Source organism: Vibrio sp. 16 (genome assembly GCF_963681195.1).
GTDB lineage: Bacteria > Pseudomonadota > Gammaproteobacteria > Enterobacterales > Vibrionaceae > Vibrio > Vibrio sinaloensis_D.
Window position 1 is genome coordinate 773,851 of record NZ_OY808998.1, and the last position, 14,947, is coordinate 788,797.

At 48.6% G+C, this 14,947-nt stretch carries 16 protein-coding genes; 12 read left to right on the forward strand and 4 right to left on the reverse strand.

The features are described 5' to 3' along the window. Positions 1 to 5: 5 nt before the first annotated feature. From U9J37_RS17815 to U9J37_RS17840, 6 genes are all read left to right on the forward strand, one after another. The gene (locus tag U9J37_RS17815) at positions 6 to 653 is read left to right on the forward strand and encodes a chemotaxis protein CheD (protein WP_043886405.1); all 648 of its coding nucleotides are present in this window, start codon (positions 6 to 8) and stop codon (positions 651 to 653) included. After that, positions 653 to 1,702 carry a protein-glutamate methylesterase/protein-glutamine glutaminase gene (locus tag U9J37_RS17820; protein WP_005469079.1) on the forward strand — a complete coding sequence of 350 codons (1,050 nt, stop codon included), beginning with the start codon at positions 653 to 655 and terminating at the stop codon, positions 1,700 to 1,702. Before U9J37_RS17815 ends, U9J37_RS17820 begins: the two co-directional genes overlap by 1 nt. Positions 1,703 to 1,715: 13 nt before the next feature. After that, positions 1,716 to 2,876: a methyl-accepting chemotaxis protein gene (locus tag U9J37_RS17825; protein ID WP_005469023.1), complete on the forward strand. Its 1,161-nt coding sequence runs from the start codon at positions 1,716 to 1,718 to the stop codon at positions 2,874 to 2,876. A 38-nt stretch (positions 2,877 to 2,914) separates the two neighbouring features. Further along, entirely contained in the window at positions 2,915 to 3,214 is a 300-nt protein-coding gene (locus U9J37_RS17830; RefSeq protein ID WP_005469115.1) for an STAS domain-containing protein, read from the forward strand. A 15-nt stretch (positions 3,215 to 3,229) separates the two neighbouring features. Beyond that, complete coding sequence (locus U9J37_RS17835) at positions 3,230 to 4,921, forward strand: ATP-binding SpoIIE family protein phosphatase (protein WP_043886406.1); 1,692 nt, start codon at positions 3,230 to 3,232, stop codon at positions 4,919 to 4,921. Between the two features lie 128 nt (positions 4,922 to 5,049). Then, positions 5,050 to 6,726 (forward strand): flagellar assembly protein A, encoded by a 1,677-nt coding sequence (locus U9J37_RS17840; RefSeq protein ID WP_005469220.1) that lies wholly within the window; start codon positions 5,050 to 5,052, stop codon positions 6,724 to 6,726. A gap of 67 nt (positions 6,727 to 6,793) precedes the next feature. On the opposite strand, the gene U9J37_RS17845 is transcribed toward U9J37_RS17840, so the two are convergent. From U9J37_RS17845 to U9J37_RS17860, 4 genes are all read right to left on the reverse strand, one after another. Next, positions 6,794 to 7,069, reverse strand: coding sequence for a nitrogenase-stabilizing/protective protein NifW (locus tag U9J37_RS17845; RefSeq protein ID WP_005469300.1), 276 nt, complete (start codon positions 7,067 to 7,069; stop codon positions 6,794 to 6,796). Beyond that, complete coding sequence (locus tag U9J37_RS17850; RefSeq protein ID WP_005469409.1) at positions 7,066 to 7,512, reverse strand: GNAT family N-acetyltransferase; 447 nt, start codon at positions 7,510 to 7,512, stop codon at positions 7,066 to 7,068. Before U9J37_RS17850 ends, U9J37_RS17845 begins: the two co-directional genes overlap by 4 nt. Before the next feature lies 1 nt (position 7,513). Then, entirely contained in the window at positions 7,514 to 8,128 is a 615-nt protein-coding gene (locus tag U9J37_RS17855) for a 3'-5' exonuclease (RefSeq protein ID WP_005469429.1), read from the reverse strand. Positions 8,129 to 8,228: 100 nt separating this feature from the next. Further along, entirely contained in the window at positions 8,229 to 9,386 is a 1,158-nt protein-coding gene (locus U9J37_RS17860; RefSeq protein ID WP_005469152.1) for a winged helix-turn-helix domain-containing protein, read from the reverse strand. Positions 9,387 to 9,644: 258 nt separating this feature from the next. Between U9J37_RS17860 and U9J37_RS17865 the strand changes: the two genes are divergently transcribed. The 6 genes from U9J37_RS17865 to U9J37_RS17890 are packed head-to-tail and all read left to right on the forward strand — an operon-like array spanning position 9,645 to position 14,920. Continuing rightward, positions 9,645 to 10,247, forward strand: coding sequence for a DedA family protein (locus U9J37_RS17865; protein ID WP_005469223.1), 603 nt, complete (start codon positions 9,645 to 9,647; stop codon positions 10,245 to 10,247). Beyond that, positions 10,231 to 11,361, forward strand: a complete 1,131-nt coding sequence (locus U9J37_RS17870; RefSeq protein ID WP_043886407.1) for a hypothetical protein — start codon at positions 10,231 to 10,233, stop codon at positions 11,359 to 11,361. The genes U9J37_RS17865 and U9J37_RS17870 overlap by 17 nt, the downstream gene beginning before the upstream one ends. Before the next feature lie 20 nt (positions 11,362 to 11,381). After that, the gene (locus tag U9J37_RS17875; RefSeq protein ID WP_005469255.1) at positions 11,382 to 11,930 is read left to right on the forward strand and encodes a hypothetical protein; all 549 of its coding nucleotides are present in this window, start codon (positions 11,382 to 11,384) and stop codon (positions 11,928 to 11,930) included. Between the two features lie 3 nt (positions 11,931 to 11,933). Next, entirely contained in the window at positions 11,934 to 12,680 is a 747-nt protein-coding gene (locus U9J37_RS17880) for an NRDE family protein (protein ID WP_005469173.1), read from the forward strand. Beyond that, positions 12,677 to 13,114 (forward strand): YHS domain-containing (seleno)protein, encoded by a 438-nt coding sequence (locus U9J37_RS17885; RefSeq protein ID WP_005469226.1) that lies wholly within the window; start codon positions 12,677 to 12,679, stop codon positions 13,112 to 13,114. The genes U9J37_RS17880 and U9J37_RS17885 overlap by 4 nt, the downstream gene beginning before the upstream one ends. Before the next feature lie 42 nt (positions 13,115 to 13,156). Beyond that, entirely contained in the window at positions 13,157 to 14,920 is a 1,764-nt protein-coding gene (locus tag U9J37_RS17890; RefSeq protein WP_043886408.1) for a bifunctional lysophospholipid acyltransferase family protein/GNAT family N-acetyltransferase, read from the forward strand. The last annotated feature ends 27 nt before the right edge of the window (positions 14,921 to 14,947 follow it).

The following is a 14,947-nucleotide window of genomic DNA, read 5'->3' on the forward strand; positions in this document are numbered from 1 at the left end:
CAAGGATGATAGGTATGCGAGAGGAGAAAACCCAAACGCCCACTGCACATTTTAATCGCTTCTACCATCCACAGAGAGAGAAGCACATCGTTAAGGTGACGCCCGGTGGTGTCTATTGTACCCAGCGCACTGATGAGTTAATCGCAACGGGGCTTGGTTCATGTATCGCTGCGTGTGTTTGGGACGAGACGGCCAACGTCGGAGGAATGAACCATTTCCTACTGCCGTTTGACAACTATAGTCAGATCAAAAGTTGGAAGCCGGAGTCATTGGTTTCTACTGCCTCTCGTTATGGTATTCACGCCATGGAGATGTTGCTGAACTCATTAATTGAACGAGGGGCAGAACGAGACAATTTACAGTTTAAGCTGTTTGGTGGCGCTCAGATGCTTGGCAGACATTCGATGATAGGGGCGAAAAACGTCGCCTTTATTCTCAATTATGTCGAGCAAGAGCAACTCAAGGTTATCGCACAAGATCTTGGCGGGCTAGAGCCAAGAAAAGTGATGTTTGACCCTATTAGTGGTAAAGCGTGGCTAAAACGCATCCCATTTACTGAAGTCCACCGGTTACAACATCAAGAAGAAAAATACGCACATCAGTTGGATAGAGAAAGTCATCGCAAGCATGACGATGACGTGGAGTTATTTTAATGAAAAAGATCAAAGTACTAGTGGTTGATGACTCGCCCGTGTTTCGCGCACTACTGGCAGAGTTGATCAACGCCGATCCCGATCTTGAGGTGATCGCCATGGCTGCCGATCCTTATGAAGCGCGAGAGATGATCAAACGTCACAACCCAGACGTACTGACTTTAGATATTGAAATGCCCAAAATGAATGGTGTCCAGTTTCTGAAAAATCTCATGCGCTTGCGTCCTATGCCTGTGGTGATGATTTCGACTTTAACCCAGCATGGTGCACAGGCCACCTTAGCGGCACTGGAATATGGGGCGGTCGACTATTTTCCCAAACCCTCGGTTGATAGCACGGCAGAAATGGTCAACTACAAGCGCGAAATCAACGAGAAAATTAAGGTCGCCGCTGGAGCAAACGTTGCTCAGGAAACCCACCTTGAGCATGGCGCACAGGTGGCTAAAGTGTCTGCGCCAAGCCGCACAAGCATTGAGTTGATTGCTATCGGTGCCTCAACAGGAGGAACAGAAGCGGTCAAGCAGGTACTGTCATCACTGCCCGCGGGGCTGCCTCCTGTCATCATTACTCAGCACATCAGTGCGATGTTTTCTGGCTCCTTCGCCCAGCGACTGGATGAGAGCTGCGCCCTTAACGTTAAGGAACTCGTGGCTAATCGCGCTCCATTGGTTAATGGCTGTGCCTATGTTGCTCCGGGTGACAAACACTTGGTTGTCGTACGAAGAGGCACACATCTGTACTGCCAGCTTGATGATCGCCCTGCGGTGAATCGTCATAAACCCTCGGTGGATGTGATGTTTGACACGGTTGCAGAGACCGTAGGCAAACAGTCAATTGGGGTGATATTAACGGGCATGGGGCAAGATGGCGCAAGAGGCATGCTGGGCATGAGAAACGTAGGCGCGCGAACCATCGCTCAAGACCAAGCCACTTCTGTGGTGTGGGGAATGCCTCGAGTAGCGGTTGAACTCGAGGCTGCGGAATCGGTGGTGCCACTGGGTAAAGTGTCTGAGCAAATTTGCCACTACTTATCGAGTGATAACCATTAGCAAGGAGAGCGTTATGAAAACACCACTATTGTCGATTAAGCCTCGATACTTCCTTGCCGTCACGACGCAAGTACTATTGCTGACGTTTGCTGTGACACAAGCCTCCACCTTGCTGGTTGTCTCGGCCATGATCGCCGTCGCCGCGATTCCGTGGTTTGTATTTCCACGAGGAACGGTCCCTGTGGAACTGGATGTGAAGCCGCCTGTAAGCACTGAGAGCTGCGAGCAGAAAACGGCCGACATTGCACCCTTACTTTCATTGCTTGCCTCCCAGCTTCAAGAGCCTCTCAATCATCAAAAAGGGGTGATTGATGAATCCGTTGAAACACTTAACGAAAGTTACTTTGAACTGCAAAAACTGGCGCAAGAGCAAAACCAAATCACCGCTGAGCTGGTAGAGAATTTATTGGGCCAGTCAGGGAGCGATCATGACATCAGTCAGGTACTGCCGAAAACCGAATCTATCATCCGAAACTTCGTCGATACGTTGGTGCAAGTTTCTGAAAAGAGTATTTCCGCGGTGCACAGCATTCACGATATGTCCGAGAAGCTCGATGCGGTGTTTAAGCTATTGGAGCAAGTTCGCGGCTTGTCAGAGCAAACCAACCTTCTGGCGCTTAATGCAGCAATTGAGGCTGCGCGCGCTGGAGATGCTGGGCGAGGGTTTGCCGTTGTGGCTCAGGAAGTGCGTAACTTGTCCCATAAAGCGGAAGAGCTCAACAACCAGATTGAACAAGAGATCAACATCGCGCAGCGTACGGTCAAAGAGGCGAACCAAACCGTGGGAGAAATGGCCTCGATTGATATGACTGAAGCGATAGAGTCAAAAGACAAAGTGGACGAAATGCTCAGAGGCGTGCAACAGGTCAATGTCTCAATCGAGCATGAAATACAAAAAATCAGTGACAGCGGTGAGCGGTTACATGTTCAGGTGGACAACGGAGTACGAGCATTGCAGTTCGCTGATATCGTTGTCCAGCAAGGGGATTATGCCAAACAGACCGTCGACTATTTGCTGGCGTTTTCTCAACTGTGTGATGAGTGGAATCAGCAACGCATCGACGCGGAGCAGTTTATCCAAACCACGCAAGAGCTGTATTCGCAAGTGCAACATCGAGATGCCCCCGCGGCCTCTCAGTCTAGTATCGAAGAGGGAGAGGTCGAGCTCTTCTAACGCTGTTTATGCTTTGTACTCCAATGGAGGAACCCTATATGTCAGTAGAAGCTCAGGTAGACTCAGGCTCAAGGCACGTCACCATCTTAATTGAAGGGGCGTTTGGCTTTAACTTAGTGCAAGATTTTCGTCGTTGCTACACCGACCGACGAGATTACCGCTTTACCATCGACTTACGTAAAGTGGATTACATCGATAGTGCTGGGCTTGGAATGCTGCTCAATATGCACAGCTATTTAGAGCAAGATGACGGCATGATCCGCATCACCAACACCTTGCCTCAAGTGCGTAAAATTTTGATCATTTCTCGCTTCGATAAGAAGTTCTCAATTGAGTAAACTCAAGGAGAAGCTATGCATGTCATGATTGTTGATGACCATGCAACAAACCGCGAGCTGTGTCGGTTTATGCTCGGTCATATCGCAGAAAAGACGACTCTGTTTGAAAACGGACAGGGGGTCGTTAGTGCAATGGAACAGATGGACACCTTGCCGGATGTTATCCTCCTTGATGTGATGATGCCGATAAAAGATGGATTCACCACGGCGAAGGAGATTCGTAAAGCATTTCCGAATATTCACATTCCGATTATCTTTCTTACCGTGCTTGATGATCACGCGTCGTTCGAAAATTGCCTGCATTATGGGGATGATTTTATTCTTAAACCTGTCGAGCGCAGTGTTTTGCTGGCAAAAGTACAGGCGCACTATCGCATTGTCCGAATGCACAATGAGGTCACGGAGCAGCGCGATGAGCTGCGTCATTTCCATGAGCAGGTTCGCTATGACTACGCCATTGCAGAGAGCATTTTCTCCAATCTGATGGAAGAGATGAGCTCTCAGGTCAATAATATTTATGGGATTAACTACATTTCCACGCCTTCAACGGTGTTTAATGGCGACTTGATTGTTGTCGCCCACCGTCCTCATGGTGGGGTCTACGTAATGATTGCAGACGCTACAGGCCATGGGCTGCCTGCGGCTATTTCAGCTATTCCTGCAACTCGCGCGTTCTTCTCTATGGCGGCGAAAGGATTGTCGCTTGGAGAAATTGTCAGCGAAATTAATGACGCCCTAGTGCGTTTTTTGCCGATGGGCATGATGCTCGCCGCCAGTGTCTTTGAAATTCGGGCCAACGGGTTTGAAGTCTCTTGGTGGGGAGGCGGCTTGCCGGATGGTTATGTGATTAACTCAGATGGTTCAATCGATCGTCGACTGGTTTCAAGACATATGCCGCTTGGCGTGCTCAAGCCAAGGGAGTTTGAAACCGATCTTGTCCATATGAAGCTTGAGCCAGACCAACAGATCATTTGCTATACCGATGGGGTGATTGAAGCGTGCAACCGAGAAGGAGAGCAATTTGGCCTTGAACGTCTAGAAAAAGCGCTTGCTAGCCCACGCCCAGTGATTCCTGTTTTATATGATTCTGTACGTCAATTTGCCCACAAAAAAGTCGATGATGACTTGTCGATATTGGCTATGAAGTTCCCCATCTCCAGTACGCAAGAGCCAGACTTAAAAAGCGTTAAACTCAACATCAACAAAGTACCGATACACTCAACGCTTGATTTCCCTGCTCCGGTGTTAAGAAGTGTGAATGTGATGACCGAAGTCAGGCAGTATCTCAGCGGTATCTTGTACATGGGAGCGCATCTCGATTTGGTTTGCTCGGTGCTTTCTGAACTGTTTGCCAATGCGATTGAACATGGTTTACTCAAATTAGATTCGTCGATCAAAGAGCAACCGGATGGCTTCTTCTTGTTTTATCAGATGCGTGAAGAACGTTTAAAAACCCTTGATGATGATGCTTGGCTGAAGCTGCGTCTCACTTATGAGCCAAATGAAGCCCAGTTGATGATGGTGCTCGAACACAATGGCGAGGGGTTCGAATACAAACTGCCGCAACAAGGCGATGGGCCGCCGCGCAGTTATGGTCGTGGTATCATGCTGGCCAAAGCGCTTTGTTCATCACTAGACTATTCCAGTAATGGACGCTGTGTGACGGCCGTTTACTCGTTGAAAGAGGAGCATCATTTTCCCACGTAGCGGAGTTCAGATTTACAGTGTAAAAAATTTATTAAAGTGACCTACGCTCTAATTTGTCACACTTGTGATACAGCTAGGCGAGCAAATTGCATACACTCAAGTGAGGACGTAAAACGGGCTGATTGTACATGTGGGATAAATTTGTTGCCTTGTCAGAAGATCACCGAGCTGTCGTCGCGACCTTGTCGCCTAGCATTTCGGTGGATGGAAATTTTGATACGCGAGGGTTAGAGGAAGCATTAGCTGCGATAGGAGCGAGTGAGTTTTTTGTGATTGATGAATCGGTTACCCGCTTTATCAATCTAGCCAAAGAGAGCGCGGGGGAAGCCTACTCAGGGGTGACCATTGCCGAAGTCAGGGATGCCACGGTTGAGGTTGTGCTTTCTGAACACGATATGTTGGCGAGCATGGTGGTCACCGGAGCGTACAAAGGTGAGCCTCTCAAAGGACCACAAATCGTCCACGCGCTCGCACAAGCCCATGTAACTAAGGGCATCAATAAACTGGCACTTAAAAAAGTGCTCATCATGAGCCATCAGCTCAAACCTGGTGAAACCTACACACAGCCGGTCGCCAAAGGCAAAAATCCGGTACAAGGCCAAGACGCCAAATTCATCCCTCTGGTTAAAGATCCCACCAAACAAGTCTTAGCACCCAAAGAAGATCAGCAAGATGGCAAAGTCGATATGCTCAATTTGGGCGAGACGATTACGGTATCTGAAAATGATCCTTTGATGAAACGCATACCTGCTACCAAAGGGGAACCAGGTCTTACTGTGCAAGGCAAAGTGATTCCTCCTAAACCCGGCAATGACAGTGTTCTTAAAGAGGGCAAAGGTTCTGCAATCTCGCCGCAAAACCCCAACGTATTGATTGCTACCGTTTCAGGTATGCCGATGATCAAAGAGAAAGGCGTTGAAGTTGAAGACGCCCTCTGTTTACCGACCATTGGTGTGGCGACGGGCCATGTCAAGTTCAAAGGCAACGTCGTTGTTCTGGGCGACATTGAGTCCGACATGGTGGTGCGGGCAACCGGCACCTTAACTGTCGGCGGTTTTATTGAATCGGCCGATGTGCAAGTTCAAGGCGATATTCAAGTGGCAAAAGGCATCATTGGTCACAATGTGTCTGAAGGTGAAAAGCGCAGTTGTATTGTAAAATCTGGTGGCACGATCAGCGCCAATTACGCTCAGTTCTGTGAACTTCAAGCGGGCGAAGACATTCATCTCAACGTCCACTGTATGAACAGCGAAGTGCGTTGTGGTAAAGATTTGGTTGTGGTCGACGCTTCTGAAAAGCATGGCACATTGAGTGGAGGTCACGCCAAAATTGGTGGCAAAGTTGTTTGTGTCGAGCTTGGTGTTGAGGGAGATACCGCCACTTATGTTGAGGCATTTGCTCGCTTCCAGATGTTTAAAGATCGCCAAGCGAAGCTGAAAGAGCAATACACTCAAGCGCAAGAAGGCACCATGAGTGTCATTCGAAAAGAGCTAGAGTTTAAAAAGATCCCGAAATCACAACGTACGCCAGAGCAAGAACAAGAACTAGAAACCTTTAAGCAAGAAGCGAACGCTCACTTAGAAAAAGTTAAACACGCGCGAGACAACAATGAGCAGGAGCTCGAAGTGGCTTTGGAAGAGAATGTCATTGAGGTGAAAAGCAAGGTGTTCTCTCATGTGACGGTTCAGTTCGGGGAAGAGAAGATCATCACCAAGCGCTCTCATGGTCCGAGCATTTTCTCTTTCAACCAGTATGAGATTAAATGTCGTTCAATGCTGGATGAAGAGGCATTCGAAGAGGTTTAAGCGCAGTCAATCATCACACCTGTCACCCTATCTTGATTCGTTGAGGTAGGGTGATTTTTTGTTTGGGCTAACGACGCTGACAGGTTGTGCAGCCGCGACACGCAGACCGTGTATGCTTGTCGAGTTGGCTGCGCTGAATTTTGCAGTAGGCGTTTTTTAAAGCGCGCCGGGCAGAGAACCAATCGTCAGGTTTTTCTAAGATTAGATAGCCGTTAAAGCGTTTGACCAGCTCCACACGATGTTTGTCGATAAAACGGCTATCGAAGCCGATTTCAAAGTAGTCGAGTGCTTGTTCAATCGAGGTGAAACTGGCAATTTTCTGCTGGATGTCGACTTGGCTCATACACCGACATCTCTTTGCATAAAGACGAATTGTTCATTGTGTGAAAGGCACTTAAAGCCTAAGCGCTGATACAAGCTACCGACGCGATTACCTTGCAGGTAGCAGAGCTTGATTGGCAGGCGTAACTGATCCGCTTGGGTGATCACTTGATTCAGGACTTGGCTGCCAATGCCTTTGCCATGCCACTCTGGCAACAGAAAAAAACGTCCAAAATAGAGATGATCGCTGTGGTGCTCAAGGAGATAACTGCCGACAGGTCGATCTTCTCGCTCGATGATCGTCGGTTTAGCCTGGTGCCACTCTTGCTGGTGGAGCGCTCTTTGAATCTGTTCATCCCAGCCAAACACGGCTTTAATAGCATCATATTCTGCGGCTTTTTTGAGCTCGAATAAGAACTCATAATCTTGCGCATTCGCAGGGCGGGTAGTGTAGTCGAACGACATGTTAAGCGCCTTGTGAGCTAAGCAGTTTATCAATGGCACTTTTGCTGGTTTTGCCTATCTTTTGCATCAAAGCAAAACTGGGCTCTGAAATACCGCGAGACTGCAAATCGTTGACCATCAGCATCCACAGTTTCGCCGTCATTTCGGCATCCGCCAACGCTCGGTGAAATACACCGTCATTGTCTATTTGCTTAAAACGGACAAGATCGCCTAGTTTGTGGCTTGGCGCATCTTGGTTAAGGCGACGAGATACCAGCAAAGAGCAAGCAAACTCCCCCGAGTAAGCGGCGTTCACTCGTTCCAATTCATCATCAAGGAAACGTTTGTCAAACGAGGCGTTGTGGGCAACGAGGTTTTCACCTGCGATGAATTGCGCAAATTGAGCCATCACTTCATCGCAGCTTGGCGCATCGCGTAGCATGACATTGGTAATACCTGTGTATCCTTCAATGAAGGAGCTAACGCGAAAGCCAGGATTCATCAACTGTTGGAAGGTGTCGACGACTTCACCATTGACCAACTTCACGGCGCCGATTTCTATCGCGCGGTCGCCCATGTTGGGTGACAAACCCGTGGTTTCAAAGTCGAGAACAACGACAGAGTTCGCAAGAGACATACTTCTTCCTAAGCCTAGTGATTTGGCTGTGAATTATAGGTTTGCAGTGCCAGAGGGTAAAGGAGTTATTCCGCCCGCCCAGCCAAGGAAACGTCAGTGATTAACCCACGTTTATCGACTGTTTGACAATATGGAACTGCTCACATTGATTGAACCGCGCAAATGCCTGTAACTCTTTTTCCAGCGCAGGCATAAAGTCATCAGTATTGATTAATCCAGGCTCAAGGCTCAGATGCAAAACGTTGAGCGTAGCGCTTTTCTTATCCACTTTGCAGTCGGCTCTCGCAACGAGTTTACCATCCCATAAAATCGGCAGAGAGAAATAACCAAATTGGCGCTTGGCTTGTGGCACATAGCACTCAATCAGGTAATCAAAGTTGAAAATGGCACTGGCGCGTTTACGTTGGATGAGCAAATTATCGAACGGTGACAGGATTCGTGCCTGCTTTCGATTCAAGCGTTTGCCAAGCAAATTCAACGATTTTACACAGGCGTAGTAAGGCTGATGATTAACCATGATGGGTTCAATCTCGCCCATTTCCACCAACTCTCCAATGGCTTGGGTCACGCTCGTTTTTACATCCTTGAGTTGATACACCATCTCTTGAATCGTGCCAAAACCGTGCGCTTTTAAGTAACTGAGTACCAAAAATCGACCATGTTCTTGCGGGGTTGGCATAGAGGTGTCGATATTTTGGGGTAAGACACGCTGCGTGAGATCGTAGACTTTATGAAAGCCGCGCCGCTCAGCAATCATTAAGTCACCTTGCATGTAGAGGTTTTCTAACGCTTGCTTGGTTGGCTTGGTGTGCCATCCATCAGTTTTATGTGCTTTGGACTCAAAGTCTTTTGCCATTAATGGCCCTTCTGCTTCAATTCTTGCCAACACATTCTTCATAAGATCTCGATCTTTACAGTACCAGTGGCGCTGCTGACCAGACTTGATCGCGACTTTTCGCGGCAAACTGTAGCGGTAGTTGCTCATCGGCAAATATGCAGCGGCATGAGACCAATACTCGAAGACGTGGCGATCGGCGACCAGTTGATCAAGGTGTTTGGGGTGATAGCTGGGGTTTCGACTCCATAAGGTGTGATGGTGGGCTCGCTGAACAACAGAAATGGTATCGATCTGGATATAACCCAGTTGTTCAAAGGTGTTTAGAGTTTTGGCGTAGCTGCTGCCTTTTACGCCCGCTGTCGGTAATCCTTGCGACAGCAATGCCAGTTTTTGCGCTTGCGCTAGGGTGAGTGATTGCATTGAAGTTGAGCATTCCTTGCACGTGTATGCGTCTACATTTTGGCTCTGTATGGTTGCATGCTGTTATTGGGCCAGCAAGCGGCTGCTGTATATTTCCCTCACAATAATTCACCTCACTAATAAGAAAATTATCTTTTATTGAAATTTTTGCGGAGAAGATCCGCTCTCTATTTCTGCGATGAGCAAATTATCCGCAGTCGCACAATGGGTATTACTGCTCAGAGGTGGGCACTGAGTAGCTGAAATAGGGGCAAAAGCATGATCGATTTTGCGACGACGATGGAAGCGTGGTTGTTTCAGGACAATCTCTCATTATCGATGCTTTTTGTTGGCGTTGTTTTGCTGTCGTACCTGCTAGAAGACTTGGCAATTATCACCGCTGCGACCTTGTCGGTTGAACATATTATGCCGCCAAGTTTGGCTCTAGCAGCAATCTTTGTCGGTATCAGCTCTGGCGATATGGGCTTGTACCTGTTGGGTAAGCTGGCGAAAAAAGTGGCATGGTTTCGCTATCGTCTACTGCGCTATCACAGGGCGAGAAAACTGCGTCGAACTTTGCATCAGCAAGCATTTAAGACGCTGTTTATCGTTCGCTTTGTTCCGGGGCTTAGAACTGTGGGCTTTACCCTAAGTGGATTTTTAGATGTGCCGAAAGTGACGTTTTTGCTTGCGGTGATCACGGCGACAGGGCTGTGGACATTGCTGGTGTTTGGCTCTTTTTTCCAGCTAGGGAATGCCGCTTGGTTGCAAGAGAGCCAAGGAGCATGGCTGCTAATTCCCGCAGGGCTGTGCCTGATGTTGCTCATCAATAAACTGATTACTAGAACCTTCTTAAGGGATGCGTATGACACAGCACGCTAACATAGAGGTGATTCCTTCAGGACGAGTCAATGCCGGAATGCCGGTTTTGCATCAACCTAAGCGGGTCATTTCGCCATTCGAGTTTTTACCGACCTGGTTTTTTTATACGCCTGTCGTCATTCAAAGTGCGGCGCTGAGTTTGGCACATCGTGATTGGGCGCTGCCGTTGATTGCTAATCCCGCGATTAAGTTAAGCGGTATGGTGGGTGAGTCCAAGCATGACATCTTCGCCTCTGCTGGAGAGCAAACCAAGCGCTGGATTCTGCCGTTTGTTACGTTAACCAAAACCCCATTGCCTTGTGCCAAATTGGTCGAAGAGGCAAAGCATCAACTCGCAGGCTTAGGGCTCGGTTATCCCTTGGTAGCAAAGCCGGATTTGGGCTGTCGTGGCGTGGGGGTAAAGCTGATTCGCAATGATAAGCAACTGCACGATTACATTGAAACCTTCCCTCAAGGTGGGCGTTTTCTATTGCAACAAAAGTCTTCTTATCAAGCAGAAGCAGGCGTGTTTTATGTCAGGCAGCCGGGAGAAACCCGCGGAAAAATTATCTCCATCACGCTGAAGTATTCACCCTATGTGGTCGGAGATGGTAAGTCGACACTCAAACAGTTAATTGAGCAATGCCCTCGCGCTGGAAAACTTCAGCACCTCTACCTTCCTCGTCATTCTCACCAATTAGAGCAAGTGATTGAAAATAAGGACGAGTTTCAATTGGCATTTGCAGGCAGTCATTCACGGGGGGCGATCTTTCGCGACGGTAACCGATTTATCACCGAGCAGTTAGAGCGCAAACTCGATCTTGTACTCGGTGATTTTGACGGGTTTCACTACGGTCGCTTGGACATTAAGTTCCGAGATATCCATGCGCTCATGCAAGGAGAGCATTTCGATATCCTTGAAATTAACGGCGCGAGCAGTGAAGCGGCACATATTTGGGACAGCGACACGCCGCTGAGCCACATTTTTGCCACCTTGCTCAAGCAGTATCGATTGCTGTACCAGATTGGCTCAAAACACAAGAAACAAGGCATTGGCTCTCCGTCATTGGGTACACTTCTTAGCGCATGGCGAGAGGAAAAACTACTGACTCAGCAATACCCCATGACGGATTAATTTGTTTAGGAAGCGCAATAATGAAAAACACCCAAGTTGACACGCTATCGCTCAACCAAACTCACGCTTCGCAAGCGGTGGTCGGTTGCATTGAAACATTGAACCAAGGTTACGAGTTTCTCGAAACTCTGAGTGCCGACGATTATGTCTACCTTGCTCAGCCACATGTAAGCAGCTCAATTGGCGAGCACTTTCGTCATTGGCTTGATCTGTTTCATGCCATTCGCCTTGAACCACGACGGATTGACTACAACGTTCGCCGGCGCGGCCATCAGGTAGAACGAGACATCAACGTCGCCAAACAAGAGATCAGCGAACTGATCGAGTGGCTGTTTGAGCTACCGACTGGAGACCTTCATCAAGGCGTTGCCGTTGAGACCGAGGTGCTGCTATCACAAATGCAAGTGGAGGAAGTCTCTTCTACCTTGGTGCGTGAGCTAACCTTTGCTGCGCTGCATGCAACGCACCACTTCGCGATGGCTAAAGTGGTCGCCTCGATTCGCGGTGTGACCTCTGATTGTCGTTTTGGGGTTGCCCCTGCCACGGCGACGTATCAAAGAGCGCAATAGCCTATGTGTACATTATCTTGGGTCTACCATGGGAATACCCATTATGAGGTTTACTTCAATCGCGATGAGCAACGCGCGAGGTTGCCCGCGATTGAGCCGCAAAACCTCATCATTGATGGCGTGAACTGCGTTATGCCAATCGATCCAGTCGGCGGCGGTAGTTGGATCGCGACCAATGAGCACGGTGTGACCATCTGTTTACTGAACTTCTACCAAGGTGATACCCCAAAAGGGGAGTTGGTAAGTCGAGGCATGATCATTAAGCGACTCGCAAGCAGTGGCTCTAGCCAAATGGTAGAGCGTCGATTGCTAGAGATGGATCTGTCGTGTTTTGCCCCCTTTACTTTGGTGCCTTTTGACACGCGTCGCAGCGCAAACGAGAGCGTTGTCTGGACTTGGAATGGTTCGACACTGGTGCGCAGTCATGCAACGGCACCGATTGTCTCTGCGGCGATGCATTTTGAACAGGCAAGAGAGTTTAGAGTGACGCTGTTTGATGCCCTGACAGGCAGTATTGAGCGCGATAAGTTGGGCTTTCAGTTCCATCACACACATGATGCTGCCGCGCCTCACTTATCCCCTTTGATGAAGCGAGATGATGCACGGACGGTGAGCTTTACGTCTGTCGTTGTTTCGCCTAATCAACAGACCATGATTTATCGATCGTTTGACGATGACCACAAGATTGATTTTCAGTCTTCTTTGCAGTGCCGCAACCATGATGCTATTCAACAAGGAGTTTTCAAATGAAAAAACTATTTGCCCTACTGACGATGTTGGTCAGTTTTTCTACTGTCGCTGCTGATGAAATCTACACCGGCTTTTTTAGCAATAAAGCGCTTGATGGCTACGATACGGTGGCGTACTTCACGCAAGGCAAACCTGTGAAAGGGAATAGCCAATGGCAAACCGAATACAAAGGCGCCGATTGGTATTTTTCTTCACAAGAGCACCTCGACAAGTTTAAAGCGGATCCCAACGCTTATGCTCCCCAATATGGCGGTTATTGCGCTTGGGCGATCTCAGAGAAAAATGATTTTGCCGCCGCCGATCCAAAAGAGTGGGCAATTGTCGATGGCAAGCTTTACCTCAACTACAACGCAGAAGTGAAGAGCTGGTGGGATGATGACCGCGCAGGTCATATTTTGGCGGCTGATAAGAACTGGCCAGCGCTGATTAAGTAGCGGTGTTGCATCTATTTCTGAGGAATGGTTAAGGAGCTTATGATGATCACCAGTCCGTTTCGATTACCACGTAAAACCCCTTTTGGTATCGGAGAGTCGATAGTTGAATGGGCAACCGGTTTATCTACCCTTGACCGTTTATATCGACAAGAATCTCTGCCTGAAGACAGCTTTGAGTTCATGCAAGAGACGCTCTCGCGAATTGGTACTCAGTATCAAGTCGATCATGGGAGCTTAGAGAGTGTGCCCACTGAAGGCTCGGTATTAATTGTTGCCAATCACCCTTTTGGTGGCATTGAAGGGGTGATCCTCGCCTCGTTGATTTCTCGGGTACGCAAAGATGTGAAAGTGCTCGCCAATGAGCTACTTAAACGCATCCCTGAGCTCGACGATCTGTTTATTGGGGTGAATGTCTTTGGTGGAGAGCAGGCAAGGCGGACCAATCGTCTTGCAATCAAAGAAGCCAATCAACATTTAAAGCAAGGTGGAGTGTTGATTCTCTTCCCTGCTGGCGAAGTTTCCGCTTGGCAAGCGAGCGAAAACAAAATCACGGACAAAGCGTGGAGTCAGTCGGTGGCGAAGTTTGTGAAACATGCCGAAGCCACGACGGTTCCGATCTTTATTAATGGCATGAATAGCCCACTGTTTTACCAAGCGGGAAGGATTCATCCTCTGCTTAGGACGGCGTTGTTGGGTCGTGAGCTCCTCAACAAATCTGGTCAAACTATCTCTGTATCGGTGGGAAATCCGATCCCGTACAATGAAGTGAAAGACTTCGACAGTGATGATGACATCACGCAGTACTTTCGCCTCAATACATATTTGATGGGCAGCCAGAAGCGCCATCAAGTCGCGCAACAGCCGTTGAACGGCGCCCATTCGAATAGTTCCGAAGCGTCGATCATCGCCCCCATTACGCCCGAGTTGCTTGAGCAAGAGCTGGAGCGTATGACCGATTTTAAACTACTCGAACAAGGCGAGTTTTCGGTTTACTGCGCGCCCAGTGAGGTGATGCCAAACATGATGCGAGAAATTGGTCGCGTCCGTGAGGAGAGCTTTCGTGAAGTGGGAGAGGGTAGCGGTTTAAGTTGCGATCTTGACCGTTTCGATGTTCATTATCATCAGCTGTTTGTCTGGCATAACACCCATCGTGATTTGGTTGGTGCCTATCGTTTGGGGCTGGTCGATGAGCTTATGGCGCAGGGTGGAATCGACGCGCTCTATTCCACAAGTCTATTTAAGTATGATGAGGCCTTTATTGACACCTTGGGCCAGTCTATTGAGCTTGGTCGCTCGGTTGTGGCGAAACGTTACCAGCGCAATATGCATTCGCTGTTGTTGCTCTGGAAGGGAATCGCCGGCTTTGTACAGCGCAACCCGAAGTACACCCATCTATTTGGCCCTGTTAGCATCAGTAACGACTACAGCCCAGTCGCTCGGCAGCTGATTGCGTCGGTGATGACGGTGCATTATTACGATGATGAAAAAGCCAAACTGGTGTCACCCACCACGCCACTTGAGAAAAGCGGTCAAGAGTTTTGGCGACCGGATATGCTCAGTTCTTTGTCCAAGTTGCCGCTGCTGTCCAAAGTGCTTAGTCGCTTAGAGCAAGGGATGGGCTTGCCTGTTTTGCTACGACAATACCTCGGCATGAATGGAAAGTTGGTCTGTTTTAACGTTGACCCTGCGTTTAACTTCGCGCTAGATGGGTTGATCGTCGTGGATCTCACCTCTGTATCTGCGCGAACTCTGGGTAAATACATGGGTCGTGAAGAAGCGCAGCGCTATTTAGATTCTCACCTCTAACTATTTCACTTAACGCCTAATAAAGCC

Excerpts from the sequence above, each read along its gene's own strand:
- U9J37_RS17840 (WP_005469220.1), top strand. The coding sequence starts at position 5,050 with ATGTGGGATAAATTTGTTGCCTTGTCAGAAGATCACCGAGCTGTCGTC.
- U9J37_RS17870 (WP_043886407.1), top strand. The coding sequence starts at position 10,231 with ATGACACAGCACGCTAACATAGAGGTGATTCCTTCAGGACGAGTCAAT.
- U9J37_RS17890 (WP_043886408.1), top strand. The coding sequence starts at position 13,157 with ATGATCACCAGTCCGTTTCGATTACCACGTAAAACCCCTTTTGGTATC.
- U9J37_RS17880 (WP_005469173.1), top strand. The coding sequence starts at position 11,934 with ATGTGTACATTATCTTGGGTCTACCATGGGAATACCCATTATGAGGTT.
- U9J37_RS17865 (WP_005469223.1), top strand. The coding sequence starts at position 9,645 with ATGATCGATTTTGCGACGACGATGGAAGCGTGGTTGTTTCAGGACAAT.
- U9J37_RS17830 (WP_005469115.1), top strand. The coding sequence starts at position 2,915 with ATGTCAGTAGAAGCTCAGGTAGACTCAGGCTCAAGGCACGTCACCATC.
- U9J37_RS17850 (WP_005469409.1), bottom strand. The coding sequence starts at position 7,512 with ATGTCGTTCGACTACACTACCCGCCCTGCGAATGCGCAAGATTATGAG.
- U9J37_RS17885 (WP_005469226.1), top strand. The coding sequence starts at position 12,677 with ATGAAAAAACTATTTGCCCTACTGACGATGTTGGTCAGTTTTTCTACT.
- U9J37_RS17820 (WP_005469079.1), top strand. The coding sequence starts at position 653 with ATGAAAAAGATCAAAGTACTAGTGGTTGATGACTCGCCCGTGTTTCGC.
- U9J37_RS17815 (WP_043886405.1), top strand. The coding sequence starts at position 6 with ATGATAGGTATGCGAGAGGAGAAAACCCAAACGCCCACTGCACATTTT.
- U9J37_RS17875 (WP_005469255.1), top strand. The coding sequence starts at position 11,382 with ATGAAAAACACCCAAGTTGACACGCTATCGCTCAACCAAACTCACGCT.
- U9J37_RS17825 (WP_005469023.1), top strand. The coding sequence starts at position 1,716 with ATGAAAACACCACTATTGTCGATTAAGCCTCGATACTTCCTTGCCGTC.
- U9J37_RS17845 (WP_005469300.1), bottom strand. The coding sequence starts at position 7,069 with ATGAGCCAAGTCGACATCCAGCAGAAAATTGCCAGTTTCACCTCGATT.
- U9J37_RS17855 (WP_005469429.1), bottom strand. The coding sequence starts at position 8,128 with ATGTCTCTTGCGAACTCTGTCGTTGTTCTCGACTTTGAAACCACGGGT.
- U9J37_RS17860 (WP_005469152.1), bottom strand. The coding sequence starts at position 9,386 with ATGCAATCACTCACCCTAGCGCAAGCGCAAAAACTGGCATTGCTGTCG.
- U9J37_RS17835 (WP_043886406.1), top strand. The coding sequence starts at position 3,230 with ATGCATGTCATGATTGTTGATGACCATGCAACAAACCGCGAGCTGTGT.